Source organism: Pseudomonas sp. H1_F01, assembly GCF_054681425.1.
Genome location: NZ_CP162823.1, coordinates 5,033,225 through 5,056,361, shown reverse-complemented (window position 1 = coordinate 5,056,361; position 23,137 = coordinate 5,033,225). Strand labels below are relative to the sequence as shown.

The window sequence follows — 23,137 nt, the reverse complement described above, 5'->3', positions numbered from 1 at the left end:
TATGTCTGCCAAGAGTGATGAAGCACCCAGCGACCTGATCCGCGCCCGTGACGTCGGTGGTTTCGACGTCTGGTCGCTGCCCAGCTTCGACCCCCATGTTCCCGAGCCTGAGCCGGAACCGGTGGAAGAGCTGCCGGAACCGGAGGAAGTGCCGCTGGAGGAAGTCCAGCCACTGACCCTCGAGGAAGTCGAGAGCATTCGCCAGGAAGCCTACAACGAAGGCTTTGCCGTGGGTGAAAAGGAAGGCTTCCACAGCACCTCGCTCAAGGTCCGCCAGGAAGCCGATGTGGCGCTGACGGCCAAGCTCCGTGCCTTGGAATCGCTGATGCTCAACCTGTTCGACCCTATCGCCGAGCAGGACAGCCAGATCGAGAAATCCCTGGTGGGGCTGGTGCAGCACATCGCCCGGCAAGTGATCCAGCGCGAACTGGCCATCGATTCGACCCAGATCGAACATGTCATGCGCGAAGCGCTCAAGTTGTTGCCATTGGGCGTGGGCAACGTGCGGCTGTACATCAATCCCCAGGACTTCGAGCTGGTCAAGGCGCTGCGCGAACGCCATGAAGAAACCTGGCGTATCGTCGAGGACGCTTCGCTGCTGCCCGGCGGCTGCCGTGTGGAAACCGAACACAGCCGCATCGACGCCACCGTTGAAACGCGCATCAGTCAGATCATGGCCAAATTGTTCGACCAGTTGCACGAACAGGCCCTGCATCCGGCCGCTCCCGATCTGAGCCTGGAGTTGCCGGACGAACCCCTGATCAGCGCTGATGCCGCGCCGGCCGATGCTGGCTTGGATGTACCTGAATTGGACGCTTCTGCACTGGACAACCGCGATGCGCCTTGAGCGAACCAGTTTCGGCAAGCGCCTGGGCAGCTACGCCGAGGCCAGCGAGCTGGCCGGTCAACCGATCCTGGAAGGCCGCCTGCTGCGCATGGTCGGCCTGACCCTCGAAGCCGAAGGTCTTCGTGCCGCCATGGGCAGCCGTTGCATGGTGATCAACGACGACAGCTATCACCCGGTGCAGGTCGAAGCTGAAGTCATGGGCTTCTCCGGCAGCAAGGTCTTCTTGATGCCGGTGGGCAGCGTTGCTGGCATCGCCCCGGGTGCGCGCGTGGTGCCCCTGGCCGACAATGGCCGCCTGCCCATGGGCATGAGCATGCTCGGGCGCGTGCTGGACGGGGCCGGGCGGGCCCTGGACGGCAAGGGCGGCATGAAGGCTGAAGACTGGGTGCCGATGGACGGCCCGACGATCAATCCCCTCAAGCGTGACCCCATCAGCGTACCGCTGGACGTGGGCATCCGCTGCATCAACGGTTTATTGACGGTCGGACGCGGCCAGCGTCTGGGCCTGTTCGCCGGTACCGGGGTGGGCAAAAGTGTGCTGCTGGGCATGATGACCCGCTTCACCGAAGCCGACATCATCGTGGTGGGGCTGATCGGCGAGCGGGGTCGCGAGGTGAAGGAATTCATCGAGCACATTCTTGGCGAGGAAGGGCTCAAGCGTTCGGTGGTGGTGGCTTCGCCGGCGGACGATGCGCCATTGATGCGCCTGCGGGCAGCCATGTACTGCACGCGCATTGCCGAGTACTTTCGCGACAAGGGCAAGAACGTCCTGCTGTTGATGGATTCGCTGACCCGTTTCGCCCAGGCCCAGAGGGAAATCGCCCTGGCCATCGGCGAGCCGCCGGCCACCAAGGGTTATCCGCCTTCGGTATTCGCCAAGCTGCCGAAACTGGTGGAGCGCGCCGGCAATGCGGAAAAGGGCGGCGGTTCGATCACCGCGTTCTATACCGTGCTGTCCGAAGGCGACGACCAGCAGGATCCCATCGCCGACTCGGCCCGGGGCGTACTCGACGGGCACATCGTGCTGTCCAGGCGCCTGGCCGAAGAAGGGCATTACCCGGCCATCGACATCGAGGCGTCCATCAGCCGGGTCATGCCGTCGGTGATCAGCGCCGAACACATGAAGCGCGCCCAGCAGTTCAAGCAGTACTGGTCGCGCTACCAGCAAAGCCGCGACCTGATCAGCGTCGGCGCCTATGTCCCCGGTGGTGACCGTGAGACCGACACCGCCATCAGTCTTTACCCGGCCATGGCCGTTTACCTGCGCCAGAGCCTGAACGACAACATCGGTATGGGCGCCAGCGAAGCGCATTTGCAGACTATTTTCGCCCCGGTCTCAGGCACGTAACCGGCCATGGCCACGAGTCGTGCGGCACGCCTGGCGCCAGTGGTGGACATGGCGGAAAAGGCCGAGAAGACTGCCGTCCAGCGACTGGCGTATTTTCAGGGCCAGGTCAAAGTCGCCGAAAGCAAACTGGCAGACCTCGAAAACTTTCGACTCGAGTACCAGGAGCAGTGGATCGCCCGGGGCGCCCACGGGGTTTCCGGGCAGTGGTTATTGGGTTACCAAGGATTCCTTGCGCAGTTGGGTACCGCTATCGACCAGCAGCGCCAGAGCCTGGTCTGGCACCAGAACAACCTGGAGAAGGCCCGCCAGAGCTGGCAAGAGGCGTTTGCCCGGGTCGAAGGGCTGCGCAAACTGGTGCAGCGCTATATTGATGAGGCACGGCAACTGGAAGACAAGCGCGAACAGAAACTCCTCGATGAGTTGTCCCAGCGCCTGCCACGCCAGAATCCCTATTGATGCGAAACCGCGATTTTGTCGGCTGAATGAGGCAAAACCTTGCTCAGACCTTTACCAGATGCTACACCTTGTACACGTATGTCCATGACAAGGAAGCCGATCATGTCAGTTGTTACCGAAGTATCCCCCGATGGGCATAAGCTGACGATCTCGATCAAAGGTCGATTCGATTTCGGGCGGCATCAGGAATTTCGTGAGTCCTATGAACGGCTCAACAAAAAACCTGACTCCATCGTGGTGGATTTGAAAGACGCCACTTATCTCGACAGTTCCGCCTTGGGCATGCTCCTGCTGTTGCGTGATCATGCCGGTGGCGATGCGTCGGATATCCGCGTTGTCAACAGCAGCAATGACGTCAAGAAAATCCTCGCGATCTCCAATTTCGACAAGCTGTTCGACATCAGTTGATCGCCATGCAATCGTCGTCGGAGTCGCTGACGGTCCTGATTGCCGAAGACAGTGCCGCTGACCGACTGCTGTTGTCGACCATCGTCCGCCGCCAGGGGCATCATGTGCTCACTGCGGCCGATGGCGCCGAAGCGGTCGACGTCTATCTGGAGCAGCGTCCGCACCTGGTGTTGATGGACGCGATGATGCCGGTGATGGACGGCTTTGAAGCCGCGCAGAAGATCAAGCAGTTGGCCGGGGACCAGTTGGTCCCGATCATTTTCCTCACCTCGTTGACTGAGGGCGAAGCCCTGGCCCGTTGCGTGGAAGCGGGCGGCGACGATTTCCTGGCCAAACCCTACAACCAAGTGATCCTGGCGGCCAAGATCAAGGCCATGGATCGCTTGCGTCGGTTGCAGGCCACGGTGGTGGAGCAGCGCGACCAGATTGCCCGGCACCATGACTACTTGCTCAACGAGCAACGGGTCGCCAAGGCCGTGTTCGACAAGATCGCCCACTCCGGCTGCCTGAGCGCGCCGAACATCCGTTACTTGCAATCGCCTTATGCCTTGTTCAACGGTGATCTGCTGTTGGCAGCGTTCAATCCGGCCGGCGACATGCACGTCCTGCTGGGGGATTTCACCGGCCACGGTTTGCCCGCGGCGGTCGGCGCGATGCCGCTGGCGGAAGTGTTCTACGGGATGACCGCCAAGGGCTACGGCCTGGCGCAGATCCTGCGTGAGATGAATGCCAAGCTCAAGCGCATCCTGCCCGTCGACATGTTCTGTTGCGCGACGTTGTTATGCCTGAGCTTCCAGCGTTGCACGGTAGAGATCTGGAACGGCGGCATGCCCGATGGATACCTGCATGACAGCCTCAGTGGCGTGCGTACGCCATTGCCGGCGCGGCACCTGCCGTTGGGCGTGCTCACACCTCAATTATTCGATGACCGCACCGAAGTGCATACCATGTCGCTGGGTGACCGGGTGTTCCTGTTGTCCGACGGTGTGATCGATACCACCGACGAAGACGAGCAACTGTTTGGCGTGGAACGGCTGCAACAGGTGTTCGCCGCCAACCGTGAACCCGACCTGCTGTTTGAAGACATCCAGCAGGCCTTGCGGGATTTTCGCGGTGAGTCGCGGGATGACTTCAGCATGGTCGAGTTGCGATTGGTCGCACCGACGCAACTCAATCCGCCGCCACCGGTCTATTCCGATAGCGGTCAGTCCAGCCCGCTGGATTGGTCGGTGAGCTTCGAGTTCCGGGCGCAGACGCTAAAACGCTTCAACCCGATGCCCTACTTGCTGCAATTGCTGCTTGAGGTCCATGGGCTCAGGGTGCAGAGTGGCGCCCTTTACAGCGTCATGTCGGAGCTGTATTCCAATGCCCTGGATCATGGGGTGCTGGGGCTCGACTCCAGTCTCAAGCGTGACGCGGCGGGTTTTGCCCGCTATTACAGGGAGCGCAATACGCGCCTGGATGAACTGAGCGACGGCTACGTGCGGGTGCACTTGCATGTCTCGCCAAACGGTGAGGGTGGGTGCCTGGCCATAGAGGTCGAGGACAGTGGCGAAGGCTTTGATGTCGCCAGGGTGCTGGCGCGTCCTGTGGACACTGATCGGTTGTCGGGGCGCGGCGTGAGCCTGGTACGCCAGTTGAGCCACCAAGCCAGTTGGTCAGACGATGGTCGTAGTGCGCGCGTGGAGTTTTTCTGGGAGGCTCCGGCATAATCGGCGCCATTCTTGATCAGGGAGCGAACAAGTGAACGAGATTCATCTGGACCGCGACGTGCTCAGCACGCTGAAGGAAGTCATGGAGGAGGGGTATCTGGAGTTGCTGGATACGTTTCTCAATGACTCGGAGGCTCGCCTGCGCGTGCTGCATGAGGCGCGGGACGCTGAAAAACTGAGCGCCACGGCCCACAGCTTCAAGGGTAGCAGCAGCAACATGGGCGCTATCCGCCTGGCCGAGCTGTGTGGCGAACTGGAGCAGCGTGCCAAACAGCCCTCATTGGGTGGTATCGAGAAACTGGTCAACGAAATCGACAGTGAATTCGCTCATGTTCGCAAGCTTTGCCGAGAAGAGCGCGAAGGCTTTCACTGCTGAGATTTGACGGTCGGGCAGACGTTGGCCCGTGCATTGCATTACCTAGTCTCGACTGTACCTATGATTCCAGTGCAGCGGAGACCTTTATATGCCCGTTACCCCCAATACACTGCTTCAGGCCTCTGTCCAGGCCAAGCCCCAGGTCGCCGTCAATTCACCGGCAGCGGCCCCGGATCTCGGGGATAGAGCCTCCAGCTTCGCTCAAGTCTTCGCCAAGCAGGCGCCTGCCAAGGCAGCGGCGGCCCCTGAGCCACCGGTGAAATCGGCGCGCGACAACGCCTCCAGCAACACCGTCAAAAAAGACACCGGCAACCAAACCTCTGCCGCCTCGGAACCGACGGTTGCCGATAGCGGCAAACCCTTGCCCGCCGACAAACCGGCCAGCGCTGACGACAAGGCCGCCCGCGACGACAACGCTGACTCGGCTGAAACGCCAGTGGCGGATGCTGCACCCGTCGATCCGAGCCTTGATCCAGGATTGCTGCCCGACATGACGGTGCCGGTGGCGACAATCGCACCGGAACCTGCGCCTGTGGTCACGACCGAGGTTCAGGTCACCACGGCCGTCGCGGCACCGGTTGCCCCGCTGGTCACGCCGGCCCAGGCTACGGTGGCCCCGGAGGTCGATCCAGCCTTTGACCCTGAAGCCGACCCGCTCGATGCGTTGCCAGCGTTGCGTTTGGCGATGGAGCAGGGCGGTCATGTTTCCGCCGCTAGCCAGGCGCAATCCAAGACTACTGCCCCGGCGTCGCTCGACGGTGAACCGACTTCGGCGCAGACCTTCGCCGCGGGCATGGCGAGCATGCTCACCGTGCAGGCCGATCAGAACAGTACCGAGTCCGGCAGTCAGGGCGGCGACAAGGCATTCGGCGGCTTGATCAGCGAGGGCCTCAAGGACCTCGGCGCCGCGTCCAGTGACACACGCGTGGACGATTTCGCCAACCGCCTGGCCGCACTGACCCAGGCTGCTACACCCAAGACCGCCAACGCGGTGCCGGTCAATCAACCTATCGCGATGAATCAGAGCGGTTGGACCGAGGAGGTGGTCAACCGGGTGATGTACCTGTCCAGCGTCAATCTCAAGGCGGCCGACATCCAGCTGCAACCCGCCGAACTCGGGCGCCTGGATATCCGGGTGAACATGGTTCCGGACCAGCAGACCCAGGTCACGTTCATGAGCGCCCACCCCGGCGTTCGCGAAGCCCTCGAAGGTCAGTTGCATCGCCTGCGGGACAGTTTTGCCCAGCAGGGCATGGGCCAGGTCGACGTCAGCGTGTCCGATCAATCCCGTGGCTCGCAGAACCAGGGGCAGCAGGCCCAGCAACAAGCCCAGGCCGGGCGCACGACGTCGTCCGGTGGGCGAGTGGACTCGGTGGATGAGCATCTGCCGGCCAGCGTTGCTGAAGTGGCGGCCAGTACCACCAGCGTCATCGGCAGCAGCGCGGTCGACTACTACGCCTGACGCCTCAACACCCTCTGTGGGGGCGAGCTTGCTCGCGATAGCGGACTGTCAGTCACCCTTGTAGTGACAGATCCACTGCTATCGCGAGCAAGCTCGCTCCCACATTGCTTTTTGGGCGATCAAAGATTGCACCCGGCCCGCCATCTTCTCTCTTGCCACTTCTGGCATAACACTTGCTCCAGCCTTGCCGTGCAACAGTGAAAACCCCGATTAGTGACGGATTATTGGCATGGCGAAGAGTGAAGCAGCAGCTGTAAAAGACCCTGCAACCAAAGGCAAACTCAAGCTGATCATCATGATCGTGGTGGGTTTGCTTTTGGCGATCGGTGTGTCTGTGGGCGCGACCTGGTATTTCATGCACAGCGCTCAAAGCAAGTCGTCAGTCGCGGTCGAAGCTGCGCCAGTGGGCAAGCAGCCGGCGATTTTCGAACCGATGGCGCCAGCCTTCGTGGCCAACTACACCCAGAACGGTCGTCAACGCTACATGCAGGTGAGCATTACCCTGCTGGGTCGCAACCAGGCTGATCTGGAGGCGCTGCGGGTGCATATGCCACTGATCCGCAATAACCTGGTGATGCTGTTTTCCGGACAGAATTTCGACACCCTGGCCACTCCGGTCGGCCAGGAAATGTTGCGTCAGAAAGCCACGGCCAGCGTGCAGGAAGTCGCTCAGAAAGAGCTTGGCAAAGTGGTGATCGAACAGTTGCTCTTCACTAACTTCGTATTGCAGTAGGAACACGACATGGCCGTGCAGGACCTGCTGTCCCAGGACGAAATCGATGCGCTGTTGCATGGTGTCGACGACGGTCTGGTACAGACCGAAAACGCTGCTGAACCGGGCAGCGTCAAAAGCTACGACCTGACCAGCCAGGATCGCATCGTTCGCGGACGCATGCCGACCCTGGAAATGATCAACGAACGTTTCGCCCGTTACACCCGCATCAGCATGTTCAACATGCTGCGCCGCTCGGCCGACGTGGCCGTCGGTGGCGTGCAGGTGATGAAGTTCGGTGAGTACGTGCACTCGCTGTACGTACCCACCAGCCTCAACCTGGTGAAGATCAAGCCGTTGCGCGGCACCGCGTTGTTCATCCTGGACGCCAAATTGGTGTTCAAGCTGGTGGACAACTTCTTCGGTGGTGACGGCCGTCACGCCAAGATCGAAGGTCGGGAATTCACCCCGACCGAGCTGCGGGTGGTGCGCATGGTGCTGGAGCAGGCCTTCGTCGACTTGAAGGAAGCCTGGCAGGCGATCATGGAAGTGAACTTCGAGTACATCAACTCGGAAGTGAACCCGGCCATGGCCAACATCGTCGGTCCGAGCGAAGCCATCGTGGTCTCGACCTTCCACATCGAGCTCGATGGCGGTGGCGGCGACCTGCACGTGACCATGCCGTACTCGATGATCGAACCGGTGCGTGAAATGCTCGACGCCGGTTTCCAGTCGGACCTCGACGACCAGGACGAACGCTGGATCAACGCTTTGCGCCAGGACGTGCTGGATGTCGACGTGCCGATCGGCGCTACAGTCGCTCGGCGCCAACTGCGTCTGCGGGACATCCTGCACATGCAGCCGGGGGACATCATTCCCGTCGAGATGCCGGAAGACATGGTCATGCGCGCCAATGGCGTGCCGGCCTTCAAGGTCAAGATGGGCTCTCACAAAGGCAACCTGGCGTTGCAGGTGATCGAGCCGATCGAACGCCGCTGAGCGGTGTCGAACGCCTTAAGTTTGTAACGGATTTTGCTTCTAACTGAATTTTTGCCCGCCGAGGACACATGATGGCTGACGATATGAATACCCAGGATGACCAGGCGCTGGCCGACGAATGGGCTGCGGCCCTGGAAGAAACCGGCGATGCCGGGCAAGCCGACATCGACGCCTTGCTGGCGGCCGACACTGGCGCCCATGCATCCAGCCGCCTGCAGATGGAAGAATTTGGCAGTGTGCCGAAGAGTCATGAGCCGGTAACTCTCGATGGCCCGAACCTGGATGTGATTCTCGATATCCCGGTGTCGATTTCCATGGAAGTGGGCAGCACCGACATCAACATCCGCAACCTGCTGCAGCTCAACCAAGGCTCGGTGATCGAACTGGACCGCCTGGCTGGCGAGCCGCTCGATGTACTGGTCAACGGCACCTTGATCGCCCATGGCGAAGTGGTGGTGGTCAACGAGAAGTTCGGCATTCGCCTGACGGACGTGATCAGCCCGAGCGAACGCATCAAGAAGTTGCGCTAAGTGAAAGGTTTCTTCGCAGCAGCCGCGATGCTGCCATTGAGTGTGCTGGCGGCCGAACCGGTTGCCACGGCCGCCGCTGCGCCGGCAGCAGGCAGTGGTGTCGCAGGGCAATTGGCGCAATTGGTGCTCGGCTTGCTGCTGGTGCTGGGCTTGATCTTCTTTCTCGCCTGGCTGTTGCGGCGTGTGCAGCAGGCGGGGCCGGCTGGCAAGGGGCAGGTCATCGACATCGTCGGTACCCGCGCGCTCGGGCCACGCGACCGGCTGGTGCTGGTGCAGGTCGGCAACGAGCAGATCCTGCTGGGCCTGAGCCCGGGCACCATCACCGCCTTGCACGTCCTCAAGGAGCCGGTGCAGGTGCCCTCCGCCGAGCAGGCCAGCCCCGAATTTGCCCAGCGCCTCATGGAACTGTTGGGTAAAGACCAGAAGGATAGAAAGTAATGCCGTTGCGCATTCTGTTGGCATTGGCCCTGATGCTGGCCGCACCGTTGGCGTTCGCCGCCGACCCGTTGTCGATCCCGGCGATCACCCTCGGAACCAACGCCGAAGGGGCCCAGGAGTACTCGGTCAGCCTGCAGATCCTGCTGATCATGACCGCGCTGAGTTTCATACCGGCGTTCGTCATGCTGATGACCAGCTTCACCCGGATCATCATTGTCTTTTCGATCCTGCGCCAGGCCCTGGGCCTGCAACAGACGCCCTCGAACCAGATCCTCACCGGCATGGCGCTGTTCCTGACCATGTTCATCATGGCACCGGTGTTCGACCGGGTGAACCAGGATGCGTTGCAACCTTACCTGGCAGAAAAAATCACCGCCCAGGATGCCGTGGCCAAGGCTGAAGTGCCGATCAAGGATTTCATGCTGGCCCAGACTCGCAGCAGCGACCTGGAGCTGTTCATGCGCCTGTCCAAGCGCACCGATATCCCCAGTGCCGATCAGGCGCCGCTGACCATCCTGGTGCCGGCGTTCGTGACGTCCGAGCTCAAGACCGCTTTCCAGATTGGCTTCATGATTTTCATCCCTTTCCTGATCATTGACCTGGTGGTCGCCAGTATCCTGATGGCCATGGGCATGATGATGCTCTCTCCGTTGATCATTTCCCTGCCGTTCAAGATCATGCTGTTTGTGCTGGTGGATGGCTGGGCGCTGATTATCGGTACCCTGGCGGGCAGTTTCGGCGGTGTTTAGGCCTTTTGTGCGGGTAGGATGATATGACGCCTGAAGTAGCGGTAGACCTGTTCCGTGAAGCGCTCTGGCTGACGACCATGATGGTTGCCATCCTGGTGATCCCCAGCCTGCTGGTGGGGTTGCTGGTGGCGATGTTCCAGGCCGCGACCCAGATCAACGAGCAGACCTTGAGCTTCCTGCCGCGCCTGCTGGTGATGCTGGTGACGTTGATCGTTGCCGGCCCCTGGATGGTACAAACCTTCATGGAATACATCCTGCAGTTGTACGGCAGTATTCCGCAGTTGATCGGCTGACCTCATGTCGATGCTCGCGCTGACGGACACCCAGATCAGTTCCTGGGTGGCATCGTTCATCCTGCCGCTGTTTCGCGTCACCGCGGTGTTGATGAGTATGCCGGTCTTCGGCACGACCCTGGTGCCTCGGCGCGTGCGTTTGTATTTCGCCCTGGCGATCACGGTTGTCATCGCGCCTGGGCTACCACCGATGCCGCCGGTCAATGCCCTGGACCTCAGCGCGCTGATGCTGGTCGCGGAGCAGATCCTTATTGGTACCTTGATGGGGTTCTCGTTGCAGCTGTTTTTTCAGGCGTTCGTAGTCGCCGGACAAATCATCTCGGTCCAGATGGGCATGGCCTTCGCGTCCATGGTCGACCCTACCAACGGTGTGACGACGGCAGTGATTGGTCAGTTCCTGACGATGCTGGTGACGCTGTTGTTTCTTGCCATGAACGGGCATCTGGTGGTGTTCGAGGTATTGACCGAGAGCTTTACCACCATGCCGGTGGGCAGTGCGTTGCTGGTCAATCATTTCTGGGAAATCGCTGGCAAGTTGGGCTGGGTCCTGGGCGCGGCGATGGTGCTGGTATTGCCGGCGATCACCGCGTTGCTGGTGGTCAACATTGCGTTTGGCGTGATGACTCGCGCGGCGCCGCAATTGAATATCTTTTCCATTGGCTTCCCGATGACCCTCGTGCTGGGCATGGTGATCTTCTGGGTCAGCCTGGGGGATATCCTCAACCAGTATCAGCCGCTGGCTGTTCAGGCCTTGCAGCTGCTACGTGACATGGCGCAGGCGCGCTGAACCATGGCCGAGAGCGAGAGTGGTCAGGACAAGACAGAAGACCCCACGGAAAAGCGCTTGCGCGAGTCCCGGGAAAAGGGCGAGATCGCCCGCTCCAAAGAACTCAACACGCTGGCTGTGATGCTGGCCGGGGCGGGTGGGTTGCTGATTTATGGCGGCGGTTTGGCCCTGGACCTGCTGGAAATCATGCGCCTGAATTTCTCCCTGCCCCGTGAGGTGCTGCTGAGTCCTGGCGCCATGGCGCAGTATCTTTTGCATTCTGGCAAGATCGCGATCATTTCGTTGCAACCGATCCTGATTTTTTTGCTGCTGGCAGCCTGTCTAGGGCCGATTTCCTTGGGGGGGTGGCTGTTTTCCGGCAAGACCATGGCTCCGAAATTCAGCCGGATGAACCCTGCGGCGGGCCTCAAGCGGATGTTTTCCACCACAGCGGTGATGGAGCTACTGAAGGCGCTTGGGAAATTCCTGCTAGTACTGTTCGTCGCGCTCACGGTGCTGCAAGCCGATATCGACGACCTGCTGCGCATTGCCCATGAGCCCCTTGAGCAAGCCATTATCCACAGCGTGCAATTGGTCGGCTGGAGCACCTTGTGGATGGCCTGTGGCCTGATCCTGATCGCCGCTATCGACGTGCCGATCCAGCTGTATCAGAGCAAGCAGAAGCTGATGATGACCAAGCAGGAGATACGTGACGAGTACAAGGACCAAGAGGGCAAGCCGGAGGTCAAGCAGCGGATTCGCCAGTTGCAGCGCGAGGTGTCCCAGCGGCGGATGATGGCAGCGATCCCAGACGCCGATGTGGTCATCACCAACCCGACCCACTATGCCGTGGCGCTCAAGTACGACCCCGAGAAAGGCAACGCTCCCGTGTTGCTGGCCAAGGGCAGTGACTTCCTGGCACTGAAGATCCGTGAGATCGCCGTGGCCAATGAGGTGATGCTGCTCGAGTCCCCGGCGCTGGCACGGTCGATTTACTACTCCACCGAACTCGACCAGGAAATCCCCGGCGGCCTGTACCTGGCCGTGGCCCAGGTGCTGGCCTACGTCTACCAGATCCGCCAGCACCGCGCCGGCAAGGGCAAACGCCCCGAACCGCTCAAGGACCTGCCGATCCCGCCGGATTTGCGGCGTGATTCCTGAGTCGGCTCCCACAGGTCAGCGTCCCTTCAACCCCTCTATTTCAGCCTCCGACAAAAGTTGGAAGGCTTCTTGCAATACCCCGTCTGCGCCCCCTCCGGGCGTCAAAAGTTTGCTTCACAGGAACGGGGATTATTGGTGGATCGCTCTCAGTTACTCAGCACCGCGCGCAGCAATGTAGCCGACCTCAGCCGGGGCAATCTGGGCGTGCCGGTGTTGCTGATGGTCATGCTCGCCATGATGATGCTGCCGGTGCCGCCGTTCCTGCTGGACGTGTTCTTCACGTTCAACATCGCCCTGTCGATCGTCGTGCTGCTGGTGTGCGTCTACGCCCTGCGGCCGTTGGACTTTGCGGTGTTCCCGACCATTCTGCTGGTGGCGACGCTCATGCGTCTGGCGCTCAACGTGGCATCCACCCGGGTGGTCATGCTCCATGGCCAGGAGGGGCACGCCGCCGCCGGTAAAGTGATCCAGGCCTTTGGCGAGGTGGTGATCGGCGGCAACTACGTGGTCGGTATCGTGGTCTTCGCCATCTTGATGATCATCAACTTCGTTGTGGTGACCAAGGGCGCCGGGCGGATTTCCGAGGTGAGCGCGCGTTTCACCCTCGATGCGATGCCCGGCAAGCAAATGGCGATCGACGCCGATCTCAACGCTGGCCTGATCGACCAGAGCCAGGCCAAGCTGCGTCGCCTGGAAGTGGCCCAGGAAGCCGAGTTCTACGGTTCCATGGACGGTGCCAGCAAATTCGTGCGCGGTGACGCCATCGCCGGCCTGCTGATTCTGTTCATCAACCTGATCGGCGGCATGGCCGTCGGTATCTTCCAGCACAACATGACGTTCGGCGACGCTGGCAAGGTTTACGCCTTGTTGACCATCGGTGACGGTTTGGTGGCGCAATTGCCATCACTGTTGTTATCCACAGCTGCTGCGATCATGGTGACCCGCGCTTCGGGCTCCGAAGACATGGGCAAGCAGATCGGCCGGCAAATGTTCGCCTCGCCCAAGGCCCTGGCGGTTGCCGCCGGCCTGATGGCAGTCATGGGCCTGGTGCCGGGCATGCCGCACTTTTCCTTCCTGAGCATGGCTGCCCTGGCTGGCGGCGGTGCCTACCTGTTCTGGAAGAAGCAGAACGTGCAGAAAGTCCAGGCCCTGCAAGAGGTCAAGCGCCAGCAGGAGCTGCTGCCGTCGCCGGCCCGTGCCATGGAAACCAAGGAACTGGGCTGGGATGACGTGACGCCAATCGACATGATCGGCCTGGAAGTCGGTTACCGCTTGATTCCATTGGTCGACCGCAACCAGGGTGGTCAGTTGCTGGCGCGGATCAAGGGGGTGCGCAAGAAGCTGTCCCAGGACCTGGGCTTCCTGATGCCGACCGTGCATATCCGCGATAACCTCGACCTGGCGCCGAGCGCCTATCGCCTGACGTTGATGGGGGTGATCCTGGCCGAAGCCGAGATCTACCCCGACCGCGAGCTGGCGATCAACCCCGGGCAGGTCTACGGCTCCCTCAGTGGCATCACCGCCAAGGATCCGGCTTTCGGCCTGGAAGCGGTGTGGATCGAAATCAGCCAGCGGGCCCAGGCCCAGTCCCTCGGCTATACCGTGGTGGACGCCAGTACGGTGGTGGCGACCCACTTGAACCAGATCCTGTACAAGCATTCCAGCGAGCTGATTGGCCACGAAGAAGTCCAGCAACTCCTGCAAGTACTGGCCAAAGGCTCGCCGAAGCTGGCCGAAGAGCTGGTGCCGGGCGTGATTTCGTTGTCGCAGTTGCTCAAGGTGCTGCAGGCGCTGTTGGCCGAACAGGTGCCCGTGCGCGACATACGCAGTATTGCCGAGGCTATCGCCAACAACGCCTCCAAGAGTCAAGATACCGCCGCCCTGGTGGCTGCGGTTCGGGTCGGCGTGTCCCGCGCAATCGTCCAAAGCATTGTAGGCACTGAGTCTGAGCTGCCTGTGATCACGTTGGAGCCAAGGTTGGAACAGATATTGCTCAATAGTCTGCAGAAGGCAGGACAAGGCTCGGAAGAGGGTGTCCTGCTGGAGCCAAGCATGGCCGAGAAGCTGCAGCGTTCGCTGATCGAAGCAGCCCAGCGGCAAGAGATGCAAGGCCAACCGGTGATCCTGCTGGTGGCCGGCCCGATTCGCGCGATGCTCTCGCGATTCGGGCGCCTCGCGGTCCCGGGGTTGCATGTGCTGGCGTACCAGGAAATACCGGACAACAAGCAAGTGACCATCGTTGCGACAGTAGGGCCCAACGGCTGAGGTAGTGGTTTATGCAAGTGAAGCGTTTTTTCGCCGCCGACATGCGTCAGGCCATGAAACTGGTTCGTGACGAGCTGGGCGCTGAAGCAGCCATCATTGGCAACCGTCGTATCGCCGGCGGTGTCGAGCTGACGGCGGCCCTGGATTACAAACTGTCTGCGCTGGCCCCGCGGGTTCCGAACATGGAACTCGAAGATGAGCTGCGCAAGACTCAATCGCGCATCGCCAGCGCCCAGGCCGAGTTGAGCCTGCGCAGCAGTGAAGGCGAGGCCGCGGCAGGCACCAATCGTCAATTGTTCGCCGGTCAGCCGCTGACGGCCGGCCTGCCGTTGACGGCTGCCGAACCGCTGATCGAGCAGGCCCACGCCGAACCGCGTCGTCCTGAGCCGGCGCCCGCGGCGCCTGCCCGGGGTGTCGATCCGCGCGCCCTGGACTCGATGCGCTTTGAACTCAACAGCCTGCGCGAGCTGATGGAAGTCCAGCTCGGCTCCCTGGCCTGGAACCAGCTGCAAGGCAGCCGTCCAGCCCAGGCCAACCTGTGGCGTCGCCTGCAACGCATCGGCCTGTCCGGCCCGTTGTCCCGGGACCTGCTGGCGCTGATCAATGGTATCGAAGAGCCTCGCCAGGCCTGGCGCATGTTGCTGGCGCACCTGGCGCGGATGATCGCGACCCCGGAAGTCGAGCCGCTGGAAGAAGGCGGGGTAATTGCCATGGTCGGTCCTGCCGGCATGGGCAAGACCACCACCCTGGCCAAGCTCGCCGCCCGTTATGTACTCAAGTACGGCGCCCAGAGCATTGCCCTGGTGAGCATGGACAGTTTCCGCATCGGTGCCCAGGAGCAACTCAAGACCCTCGGCCGGATCCTCAATGTGTCGGTGACCCATGTGGATCCGGGCCAGTCCCTGGCCCAGGCGCTGGAGCCGCTGCTGCGCAAACGCGTCGTGCTGATCGATACCGCAGGCCTGCAAGCCAGCGATCCAGCCCTGCGCATGCAGCTCGAAAGCCTGGCCGGACGCGGTATCAAGTCAAAAAATTATCTCGTGTTGGCAACCACCAGCCAGAAACAGGTTCTAACCGCCGCATACCACAGCTACAAACGCTGCGGGCTGGCCGGCTGCATCCTGACTAAGCTGGACGAAACGGCAAGCCTGGGCGAGGTGTTGAGCCTGGCGATCGGTCATGAATTACCGGTGGCCTACCTGACCGACGGGCCGCGGATCCCGGATGATTTGCATCTGCCGCGCCGTCATCAACTGGTCAGTCGTGCCGTGAGTGTGCAAATGCAGGAAGAACCCAGCGAAGAAGCCATGGCTGATATGTTCGCTGATATCTACCACAGCCCGACCAAGCAGGTCGGCTGAGGTAATCATGAATATTTTTTGTACCTACATCGATGGTCTGCCATGCATTGTTCCGTATGCGAACGCGCAGCCAGTAATGTGGCCTCCGTCTAAGTAAGACAAGGTAAAGAACGAACATGGGCAGCATGCATCCCGTACAGGTGATCGCGGTGACCGGCGGCAAAGGTGGCGTCGGGAAGACTAACGTGTCAGTGAACTTGTCCCTGGCTCTGGCAGAGCTTGGCCGACGGGTCATGCTGCTGGACGCCGACCTGGGCCTGGCGAACGTCGACGTGTTGTTGGGGCTTACACCCAAACGCACGCTGGCGGACGTGATTGAAGGGCGCTGTGAGCTGCGTGACGTGTTGTTGCAGGGGCCGGGCGGGATTCGCATCGTGCCGGCTGCCTCAGGCACCCAGAGCATGGTTCACCTGACCCCGGCCCAGCACGCGGGCCTGATCCAGGCTTTCAGCGACATCGGCGACAACCTCGATGTGCTGGTGATCGACACCGCAGCCGGTATCGGTGACTCGGTCGTCAGTTTCGTCCGCGCGGCCCAGGAAGTGCTGCTGGTGGTCTGCGACGAACCGACGTCCATCACCGACGCCTATGCCCTGATCAAGTTGCTTAACCGCGACTATGGCATGAACCGCTTCCGCGTCCTGGCCAACATGGCCCAGAGCCCGCAGGAAGGACGCAACCTGTTCGCCAAGTTGACAAAGGTCACGGATCGCTTCCTGGACGTCGCCCTACAATACGTCGGCGCAGTGCCTTACGACGAAAGCGTACGCAAGGCCGTCCAGAAGCAACGTGCCGTTTATGAAGCCTTTCCACGCTCCAAATGCGCGCTGGCGTTCAAGGCCATCGCCCAGAAGGTCGATACCTGGCCACTGCCGGCCAACCCTCGCGGGCATCTGGAATTTTTCGTCGAGCGTCTTGTGCAACAAACAGCAGGGCCCGTGCTATGACAGCCAGCGGTTACAACCATCTCTATAAAAAATCGGCACGGGACGCCCAATACGAATTGATCGAGCGTTACGCGCCACTGGTCAAGCGTATCGCCTATCACTTGCTGGCGCGGTTGCCGGCCAGTGTCCAGGTTGAAGACTTGATCCAGGCGGGCATGATCGGCCTGCTCGAAGTGTCGAACAAATACGACGCGAGCAAGGGCGCGAGTTTCGAGACGTATGCCGGTATTCGCATTCGCGGTGCCATGCTCGATGAAGTCCGCAAGGGCGATTGGGCGCCGCGTTCGGTACACCGCAATACCCGCATGGTCAGTGATGCAATTCGGGCAATTGAAGCTAAAACCGGGCGTGACGCTAAAGATCACGAGGTTGCGGCCGAACTCCAGTTGAGTCTCGACGATTATTACGGGATTTTGAACGATACCTTGGGCAGCCGCCTGTTCAGTTTCGACGACCTGTTGCAGGACGGCGAACATGAAGGGCTGCACGAGGATAACGCGAGTGCTCACATGGAGCCGTCGCGTGACCTGGAAGATGAACGTTTCCAGAGCGCGCTGGCGGAAGCGATTGCCAATTTGCCGGAGCGTGAGCGGCTGGTCTTGGCGCTGTACTACGACGAAGAGCTGAACCTCAAGGAAATCGGTGAGGTCCTGGGGGTCAGCGAATCGCGGGTCAGCCAGTTACACAGCCAGTGCGCGGCCCGTTTGCGGGGGCGTTTGGGGGAGTGGCGAGCGCGTTGACAGGCAGTGTGGGGACACTGCGAACGAGGCTGGCCTGGCAGGTGCTGTGCCAGTCTCCATCCGTGGTGCTCCAGACCGTTGTCGAGTGTTGTGCCGGATTGATTGAAATGGCGCGTCCAGGTGCTGGGCGCGTTTAAGACTGCTTGGAGGTCGAATTGGACAAGAACATGAAAATCCTCATCGTTGATGACTTCTCAACGATGCGGCGGATCATAAAAAACCTGTTGCGTGACCTTGGGTTCACCAACACGGCCGAAGCAGATGACGGGACCACTGCGCTCCCGATGTTGCACAGTGGCAACTTCGATTTTCTGGTCACCGACTGGAACATGCCGGGCATGACCGGTATCGACCTGTTGCGCCAGGTGCGTGCCGACGAAAAACTCAAGCATCTTCCGGTGCTGATGGTCACTGCCGAAGCCAAGCGCGAGCAGATCATCGAAGCGGCCCAGGCCGGTGTAAACGGCTATGTGGTCAAACCCTTCACGGCCCAGGCGTTGAAAGAGAAGATTGAAAAAATCTTCGAACGCATCGGTTAACGGCGCCACGGGGGAGCTATGGATAACGAATCTTCAATGGGTGATTTCGAATCGACCCTGAAAAAACATGCCCGCGAACTGGTCGACAGCCTTGAAAAAGGTCGTTTTGGCGATGCGGTTCAAATGATCCATGAGCTCAACCAGACCCGTGACCGCGGTCTGTATCAGGAGGTGGGCAAGCTCACGCGTGAATTGCACAGCGCGATTGTCAATTTCCAGATCGACCCGAATATGCCGCAGGCCGAGGAAGTCTCGCAGATCACCGACGCCACCGAGCGTCTGGGTTATGTGGTCAAGCTGACCGAGGCCGCGGCCAACCGCACCATGGACCTGGTGGAAAGCGCAACGCCCCTGGTCAACGGCCTGAGCGAAGAAGCCCAGGCCTTGAGCACCGACTGGGGTCGGTTCATGCGGCGCGAAGTCGGCGCCGAAGAGTTTCGGGAGTTGGCCCGTCGGGTCGACGGTTTCCTGGCGCGCAGCAGCACCGAGAACCGCGCGGTGGCAAGCAACCTCAACGATATTCTGCTGGCTCAGGACTATCAGGACCTGACCGGCCAGGTGATCAAGCGTGTGACCCAACTGGTCACCGAAGTGGAAAGTAACCTGCTCAAACTGGTGTTGATGGCCAGCCAGGTAGACCGCTTTGCAGGCATCGAACACGACCGTGAAGCGATGCTTGCTGAAAAAGATCCACAAAAACATCTCTCTCAGGGTGAAGGTCCGCAGATTCATGCCGATAAAAGAGAAGACGTTATGTCCGGTCAGGACGATGTGGACGATTTGCTGTCCAGCCTTGGATTCTGAGTTTTAGCCCTGTTTTAGGAGCAGCCATTAATGAGCTTCGGCGCCGATGAAGAGATCCTTCAGGATTTCCTGGTTGAGGCCGGCGAGATTCTAGAGCAACTGTCCGAACAGCTGGTCGAGCTGGAAAGCCGACCAGATGATGCGGATCTGCTCAATGCAATTTTTCGCGGTTTCCACACTGTAAAAGGAGGCGCCGGCTTCCTCCAGCTCAACGAGCTAGTGGAGTGCTGTCACATTGCCGAAAACGTGTTCGACATCCTGCGCAAGGGTGAGCGTCGCGTTGATTCGGAACTGATGGACGTGGTGCTTGAAGCGCTGGATGCGGTCAACAGCATGTTCAGCGAAGTGCGTGAGCGCTCGCCGATCACCGCTGCCACGCCTGAGTTGCTCGCCGCGCTGGCACGCCTGGCGGAGCCGCAATCGGCTGATGAAGCGGCTCCGGTTGCCGAGGCAGTGGCTGAAGAGCCGGTCGCCGAAGAGTCGGGCGACATCACCGATAACGAATTTGAACAACTGCTGGATTCGCTGAACGCCGTCAAGGCCCAAGCCGAAGCGCCGGCGGCACCTGCTGCGCCGCCCGCCAATGCAACAGCTGACGCCAGTGATGAAATCACCGACGACGAGTTCGAGTCATTGCTCGACCAGCTCCATGGCAAAGGCCAGTTCGCTCCCGATGCGGTCACGCCAGCGGCGACTCCGGCTGCCCCGAAAGCGGCGGGCGACAACTCCGACATCACCGACGACGAATTCGAAGCCTTGCTCGATCAGTTGCACGGCAAGGGCACGTTTGCCGTTGACGCGCTGGATTCGGCCATCGCTTCCGCGCCGACGCCAGCCAAGCCGGCTGCCGCCGCGGCTGGCAGCGACCTGATCAGCGATCACGAATTCGAATCGCTGCTCGACGAACTGCACGGCAAAGGCAAGTTTACAGAAGTCGGGAAGGCCGCGGCTGCTCCTGCTGCCGGCACTACCGCCACTGCTGTTCCAGCAGCCAAGGCTGCGCCCAAACCCGCTGCCAAGGCACCGGAACCGAAGGCCGAACCCGCCAAGCCTGCTGCCACTGCGGCCCCGGCACCTGCCCGTGCTGCGGCGGCTGCGCCAGCGGAAAAACCGGCCAGCGAAGCCGAGACCACCGTTCGGGTCGATACCGCACGCCTGGACGAGATCATGAACATGGTCGGCGAACTGGTGCTGGTGCGTAACCGTCTGGTGCGCCTGGGCCTCAATAGCCAGGACGAAGCCATGTCCAAGGCCGTGTCGAACCTCGACGTGGTCACGGCGGACCTGCAGACCGCGGTCATGAAGACCCGGATGCAGCCGATCAAGAAAGTCTTCGGGCGCTTCCCGCGCCTGGTTCGCGACCTGGCTCGCCAGCTCAAGAAAGAAATCAACCTGGAACTGGTGGGTGAAGAGACCGACCTCGACAAGAACCTTGTCGAGGCCCTGGCCGACCCGCTGGTCCACTTGGTGCGCAACGCGGTCGACCACGGCATCGAGTCGCCGGAAGAGCGCGAAGCCTCGGGCAAGGTCCGCAGCGGCAAGGTGATCCTGGCCGCCGAGCAGGAAGGCGACCACATCCTGCTGTCGATCTCCGACGACGGCAAAGGCATGGATCCGAACGTGTTGCGATCCATCGCGGTGAAACGCGGTGTGATGGACAAGGATGCCGCCGACCGCCTGAGCGACACCGAGTGCTACAACCTGATCTTCGCCCCGGGTTTCTCGACCAAGACCGAGATTTCCGACGTGTCGGGCCGTGGCGTGGGCATGGACGTGGTGAAAACCAAGATTTCCCAGCTCAACGGTTCGATCAATATCTACTCGACCAAGGGCCAGGGCTCGAAGATCGTCATCAAGGTCCCGCTGACCCTGGCGATCATGCCGACCCTGATGGTGATGCTGGGCAACCAGGCCTTCGCCTTCCCGCTGGTCAACGTCAACGAGATCTTCCACCTCGACCTGTCGCGCACCAACGTGGTGGACGGCCAGGAAGTGGTGATCGTACGGGACAAGGCACTGCCACTGTTCTACCTCAAGCGCTGGTTGGTCAGCTCCGCTGCTCATGTGGAGCAGGGCGAGGGCCATGTGGTGATCCTTTCGGTGGGCACCCAGCGGATCGGCTTCGTCGTCGACCAGTTGGTGGGCCAGGAAGAAGTGGTCATCAAGCCGTTGGGCAAGATGCTCCAGGGCACCCCGGGCATGTCCGGCGCCACCATCACCGGCGACGGCCGCATCGCGTTGATTCTCGATGTGCCAAGCATGCTCAAGCGTTACGCCGCCCGGCGTATTTGATTCTGGAGGGGCGTGGCCCAGGGCCGCGCCTCGTCTAACGGAGTGTTTATGGTAGTTAAAGTCCTGGTGGTGGACGATTCGGGGTTTTTCCGCCGCCGCGTCTCGGAAATTCTTTCGGCGGACACGAGTATTCAGGTCGTCGGTACCGCGACCAACGGCAAAGAGGCGATCGATCAGGCCCTGGCACTCAAGCCGGACGTGATCACCATGGACTACGAGATGCCGATGATGGATGGCATCACGGCCGTGCGGCATATCATGCAGCGCTGCCCGACCCCGGTATTGATGTTCTCGTCCCTGACCCATGAAGGCGCCCGAGTGACCCTCGATGCGCTGGACGCCGGGGCGGTGGATTTCCTGCCGAAAAATTTCGAAGACATTTCGCGCAACCCCGACAAAGTCCGGCAGTTGCTGTGCGAAAAGGTCCACAGCATTTCCCGCAGCAATCGTCGTGTCGGTGCCTACAGCGCACCGGCGCCAGCCCCTGTTGCGGCGCCAAGCCCGGCGCCGACTGCATCGAGCAGCTTCAATCCGGCACCGGTACGCAGTGCATCGGCACCAGCCCCTGCGCCGGCTCGCCCGGTGCCCGCCAGTGCGTCGTCGCCGGCCCCCAAGCGCAAAGCCTACAAGCTGGTCGCTATCGGCACGTCCACGGGTGGCCCGGTGGCGCTGCAACGGGTCCTGACCCAGTTGCCGGCCAACTTCCCGGCCCCCATCGTGCTGATCCAGCACATGCCGGCGGCGTTCACCAAGGCTTTCGCGGAGCGCCTGGACAAGCTGTGCAACATCAGCGTCAAGGAAGCCGAGGATGGCGACATCCTGCGTCCAGGCCTGGCGTTGTTGGCGCCAGGTGGCAAGCAGATGATGATCGATGGCCGCGGCGCGGTGAAAATCCTGCCGGGCGACGAGCGTCTGAACTACAAGCCTTGCGTGGACATTACCTTCGGTTCCGCGGCCAAGTCCTACGGTGACAAAGTTCTGGCGGTGGTGCTCACCGGCATGGGCGCCGACGGTCGCGAAGGCGCGCGCCTGCTCAAGCAGGGTGGCAGTGCGATCTGGGCCCAGGACGAAGCCAGCTGCGTGATCTACGGCATGCCAATGGCCATCGTAAAAGCCGATCTCGCCGACGCAGTGTACGGATTGGACGACATCGGTAGACACCTGGTCGAGGCCTGCCTGTAATGGATGTACTCAGCCTGATCGGCATCATCATGGCGTTCGTCGCCATCATTGGCGGCAATTATCTGGAAGGCGGTCATTTGGGCGCGCTGGCCAACGGCCCGGCGGCGTTGATCGTGCTCGGTGGCACCATTGGCGCGGCGCTGTTGCAGTCGCCCATGAGCGCTTTCAAGCGCGCCATGCAAGTGCTGATCTGGATTCTGTTCCCGCCCCGTGTCGACCTGGCCGGTGGTATCGATCGTGTGGTGAACTGGAGCCTGACCGCTCGCAAGGAGGGCCTGCTGGGGCTGGAAGGGGTGGCCGATGCCGAGCCCGACAGCTACTCACGCAAAGGCCTGCAATTGCTGGTGGACGGCGCCGAGCCGGAAGCCATCCGCAGCATCCTGGAAGTGGATTTCTACACCCAGGAAAGCCGCGATATCGAAGCGGCCAAGGTGTTCGAAAGCATGGGCGGCTACGCGCCGACCATCGGCATCATCGGTGCGGTGATGGGCCTGATCCATGTGATGGGCAACCTGGCCGATCCGTCGCAATTGGGTAGCGGCATCGCCGTGGCGTTCGTCGCCACGATCTATGGCGTGGCGAGTGCCAACCTGGTGCTGCTGCCGATCGCGGCCAAGCTCAAGTCCATCGCGTTGCGCCAGTCGCGCTATCGCGAAATGCTGCTGGAAGGGATCCTGTCGATCGCCGAAGGTGAAAACCCGCGCTCCATTGAGTTGAAGCTCCAGGGCTTCATGGACTGATGGGAGACAA

General features: G+C 61.1%; 24 protein-coding genes. All 24 read left to right on the top strand.

The annotated features are described in order from the left end of the window. Position 1 precedes the first annotated feature (1 nt). The 24 genes from fliH to AB4O09_RS22675 all read left to right on the top strand — a co-directional run bounded on the left by fliH (position 2) and on the right by AB4O09_RS22675 (position 23,127). Positions 2-847: a flagellar assembly protein FliH gene (fliH, locus tag AB4O09_RS22790; protein ID WP_003199088.1), complete on the top strand. Its 846-nt coding sequence runs from the start codon at positions 2-4 to the stop codon at positions 845-847. Beyond that, positions 837-2,195 carry a flagellar protein export ATPase FliI gene (gene fliI / locus AB4O09_RS22785; protein ID WP_003199089.1) on the top strand — a complete coding sequence of 453 codons (1,359 nt, stop codon included), beginning with the start codon at positions 837-839 and terminating at the stop codon, positions 2,193-2,195. The genes fliH and fliI overlap by 11 nt, the downstream gene beginning before the upstream one ends. Positions 2,196-2,201: 6 nt before the next feature. Beyond that, positions 2,202-2,651, top strand: coding sequence for a flagellar export protein FliJ (gene fliJ, locus AB4O09_RS22780; RefSeq protein ID WP_003199091.1), 450 nt, complete (start codon positions 2,202-2,204; stop codon positions 2,649-2,651). 102 nt (positions 2,652-2,753) lie between these two features. Further along, positions 2,754-3,059 carry an STAS domain-containing protein gene (locus tag AB4O09_RS22775; protein ID WP_003199093.1) on the top strand — a complete coding sequence of 102 codons (306 nt, stop codon included), beginning with the start codon at positions 2,754-2,756 and terminating at the stop codon, positions 3,057-3,059. 5 nt (positions 3,060-3,064) lie between these two features. Then, the gene (locus tag AB4O09_RS22770; RefSeq protein ID WP_038857535.1) at positions 3,065-4,771 is read left to right on the top strand and encodes an ATP-binding SpoIIE family protein phosphatase; all 1,707 of its coding nucleotides are present in this window, start codon (positions 3,065-3,067) and stop codon (positions 4,769-4,771) included. A gap of 31 nt (positions 4,772-4,802) precedes the next feature. Then, positions 4,803-5,147, top strand: coding sequence for an Hpt domain-containing protein (locus AB4O09_RS22765; protein ID WP_003199096.1), 345 nt, complete (start codon positions 4,803-4,805; stop codon positions 5,145-5,147). 88 nt (positions 5,148-5,235) lie between these two features. Then, complete coding sequence (locus tag AB4O09_RS22760) at positions 5,236-6,609, top strand: flagellar hook-length control protein FliK (protein WP_038857534.1); 1,374 nt, start codon at positions 5,236-5,238, stop codon at positions 6,607-6,609. 229 nt (positions 6,610-6,838) lie between these two features. Beyond that, on the top strand, positions 6,839-7,342 hold the full coding sequence (fliL, locus tag AB4O09_RS22755; RefSeq protein WP_038858955.1) for a flagellar basal body-associated protein FliL: 504 nt from the start codon (positions 6,839-6,841) through the stop codon (positions 7,340-7,342). 9 nt (positions 7,343-7,351) lie between these two features. After that, a complete protein-coding gene (gene fliM / locus AB4O09_RS22750; RefSeq protein ID WP_003199105.1) occupies positions 7,352-8,320 on the top strand; it encodes a flagellar motor switch protein FliM in 969 nt (322 codons plus the stop codon). 71 nt (positions 8,321-8,391) lie between these two features. Beyond that, entirely contained in the window at positions 8,392-8,850 is a 459-nt protein-coding gene (gene fliN / locus AB4O09_RS22745; protein WP_003199107.1) for a flagellar motor switch protein FliN, read from the top strand. Next, on the top strand, positions 8,851-9,288 hold the full coding sequence (gene fliO, locus AB4O09_RS22740; RefSeq protein ID WP_038858956.1) for a flagellar biosynthetic protein FliO: 438 nt from the start codon (positions 8,851-8,853) through the stop codon (positions 9,286-9,288). After that, entirely contained in the window at positions 9,288-10,037 is a 750-nt protein-coding gene (fliP, locus tag AB4O09_RS22735; protein ID WP_003199111.1) for a flagellar type III secretion system pore protein FliP, read from the top strand. Before fliO ends, fliP begins: the two co-directional genes overlap by 1 nt. Before the next feature lie 23 nt (positions 10,038-10,060). Beyond that, the gene (gene fliQ / locus AB4O09_RS22730) at positions 10,061-10,330 is read left to right on the top strand and encodes a flagellar biosynthesis protein FliQ (protein WP_038858957.1); all 270 of its coding nucleotides are present in this window, start codon (positions 10,061-10,063) and stop codon (positions 10,328-10,330) included. Between the two features lie 4 nt (positions 10,331-10,334). After that, positions 10,335-11,117, top strand: coding sequence for a flagellar biosynthetic protein FliR (gene fliR, locus AB4O09_RS22725; RefSeq protein WP_038858958.1), 783 nt, complete (start codon positions 10,335-10,337; stop codon positions 11,115-11,117). A 3-nt stretch (positions 11,118-11,120) separates the two neighbouring features. Beyond that, positions 11,121-12,257 (top strand): flagellar biosynthesis protein FlhB, encoded by a 1,137-nt coding sequence (flhB, locus tag AB4O09_RS22720; protein ID WP_038858959.1) that lies wholly within the window; start codon positions 11,121-11,123, stop codon positions 12,255-12,257. A 135-nt stretch (positions 12,258-12,392) separates the two neighbouring features. Next, positions 12,393-14,522 (top strand): flagellar biosynthesis protein FlhA, encoded by a 2,130-nt coding sequence (gene flhA, locus AB4O09_RS22715; RefSeq protein ID WP_038858961.1) that lies wholly within the window; start codon positions 12,393-12,395, stop codon positions 14,520-14,522. Positions 14,523-14,533: 11 nt separating this feature from the next. Further along, positions 14,534-15,883, top strand: a complete 1,350-nt coding sequence (gene flhF / locus AB4O09_RS22710; protein ID WP_003199121.1) for a flagellar biosynthesis protein FlhF — start codon at positions 14,534-14,536, stop codon at positions 15,881-15,883. A gap of 116 nt (positions 15,884-15,999) precedes the next feature. Next, positions 16,000-16,830: a flagellar synthesis regulator FleN gene (fleN, locus tag AB4O09_RS22705; RefSeq protein WP_003184001.1), complete on the top strand. Its 831-nt coding sequence runs from the start codon at positions 16,000-16,002 to the stop codon at positions 16,828-16,830. Continuing rightward, positions 16,827-17,570, top strand: coding sequence for an RNA polymerase sigma factor FliA (fliA, locus tag AB4O09_RS22700; RefSeq protein ID WP_003199123.1), 744 nt, complete (start codon positions 16,827-16,829; stop codon positions 17,568-17,570). Before fleN ends, fliA begins: the two co-directional genes overlap by 4 nt. Positions 17,571-17,737: 167 nt before the next feature. Further along, on the top strand, positions 17,738-18,109 hold the full coding sequence (locus AB4O09_RS22695) for a chemotaxis response regulator CheY (protein ID WP_003199125.1): 372 nt from the start codon (positions 17,738-17,740) through the stop codon (positions 18,107-18,109). An 18-nt stretch (positions 18,110-18,127) separates the two neighbouring features. After that, positions 18,128-18,913, top strand: coding sequence for a protein phosphatase CheZ (locus AB4O09_RS22690; protein WP_003199127.1), 786 nt, complete (start codon positions 18,128-18,130; stop codon positions 18,911-18,913). Positions 18,914-18,943: 30 nt separating this feature from the next. Further along, on the top strand, positions 18,944-21,205 hold the full coding sequence (locus AB4O09_RS22685; RefSeq protein ID WP_003199130.1) for a chemotaxis protein CheA: 2,262 nt from the start codon (positions 18,944-18,946) through the stop codon (positions 21,203-21,205). Positions 21,206-21,253: 48 nt separating this feature from the next. Continuing rightward, positions 21,254-22,387, top strand: coding sequence for a protein-glutamate methylesterase/protein-glutamine glutaminase (locus tag AB4O09_RS22680; RefSeq protein ID WP_013692540.1), 1,134 nt, complete (start codon positions 21,254-21,256; stop codon positions 22,385-22,387). After that, complete coding sequence (locus AB4O09_RS22675; RefSeq protein ID WP_003199135.1) at positions 22,387-23,127, top strand: flagellar motor protein; 741 nt, start codon at positions 22,387-22,389, stop codon at positions 23,125-23,127. Before AB4O09_RS22680 ends, AB4O09_RS22675 begins: the two co-directional genes overlap by 1 nt. The last annotated feature ends 10 nt before the right edge of the window (positions 23,128-23,137 follow it).

Excerpts from the sequence above, each read along its gene's own strand:
- fliJ (WP_003199091.1), top strand. The coding sequence starts at position 2,202 with ATGGCCACGAGTCGTGCGGCACGCCTGGCGCCAGTGGTGGACATGGCG.
- AB4O09_RS22770 (WP_038857535.1), top strand. The coding sequence starts at position 3,065 with ATGCAATCGTCGTCGGAGTCGCTGACGGTCCTGATTGCCGAAGACAGT.
- fliH (WP_003199088.1), top strand. The coding sequence starts at position 2 with ATGTCTGCCAAGAGTGATGAAGCACCCAGCGACCTGATCCGCGCCCGT.
- AB4O09_RS22695 (WP_003199125.1), top strand. The coding sequence starts at position 17,738 with ATGAAAATCCTCATCGTTGATGACTTCTCAACGATGCGGCGGATCATA.
- AB4O09_RS22690 (WP_003199127.1), top strand. The coding sequence starts at position 18,128 with ATGGATAACGAATCTTCAATGGGTGATTTCGAATCGACCCTGAAAAAA.
- fliA (WP_003199123.1), top strand. The coding sequence starts at position 16,827 with ATGACAGCCAGCGGTTACAACCATCTCTATAAAAAATCGGCACGGGAC.
- AB4O09_RS22675 (WP_003199135.1), top strand. The coding sequence starts at position 22,387 with ATGGATGTACTCAGCCTGATCGGCATCATCATGGCGTTCGTCGCCATC.
- AB4O09_RS22685 (WP_003199130.1), top strand. The coding sequence starts at position 18,944 with ATGAGCTTCGGCGCCGATGAAGAGATCCTTCAGGATTTCCTGGTTGAG.
- flhB (WP_038858959.1), top strand. The coding sequence starts at position 11,121 with ATGGCCGAGAGCGAGAGTGGTCAGGACAAGACAGAAGACCCCACGGAA.
- fleN (WP_003184001.1), top strand. The coding sequence starts at position 16,000 with ATGGGCAGCATGCATCCCGTACAGGTGATCGCGGTGACCGGCGGCAAA.
- flhF (WP_003199121.1), top strand. The coding sequence starts at position 14,534 with ATGCAAGTGAAGCGTTTTTTCGCCGCCGACATGCGTCAGGCCATGAAA.
- fliL (WP_038858955.1), top strand. The coding sequence starts at position 6,839 with ATGGCGAAGAGTGAAGCAGCAGCTGTAAAAGACCCTGCAACCAAAGGC.
- AB4O09_RS22775 (WP_003199093.1), top strand. The coding sequence starts at position 2,754 with ATGTCAGTTGTTACCGAAGTATCCCCCGATGGGCATAAGCTGACGATC.
- fliI (WP_003199089.1), top strand. The coding sequence starts at position 837 with ATGCGCCTTGAGCGAACCAGTTTCGGCAAGCGCCTGGGCAGCTACGCC.
- fliR (WP_038858958.1), top strand. The coding sequence starts at position 10,335 with ATGTCGATGCTCGCGCTGACGGACACCCAGATCAGTTCCTGGGTGGCA.
- AB4O09_RS22760 (WP_038857534.1), top strand. The coding sequence starts at position 5,236 with ATGCCCGTTACCCCCAATACACTGCTTCAGGCCTCTGTCCAGGCCAAG.
- fliP (WP_003199111.1), top strand. The coding sequence starts at position 9,288 with ATGCCGTTGCGCATTCTGTTGGCATTGGCCCTGATGCTGGCCGCACCG.
- fliQ (WP_038858957.1), top strand. The coding sequence starts at position 10,061 with ATGACGCCTGAAGTAGCGGTAGACCTGTTCCGTGAAGCGCTCTGGCTG.
- AB4O09_RS22680 (WP_013692540.1), top strand. The coding sequence starts at position 21,254 with ATGGTAGTTAAAGTCCTGGTGGTGGACGATTCGGGGTTTTTCCGCCGC.
- fliN (WP_003199107.1), top strand. The coding sequence starts at position 8,392 with ATGGCTGACGATATGAATACCCAGGATGACCAGGCGCTGGCCGACGAA.
- fliM (WP_003199105.1), top strand. The coding sequence starts at position 7,352 with ATGGCCGTGCAGGACCTGCTGTCCCAGGACGAAATCGATGCGCTGTTG.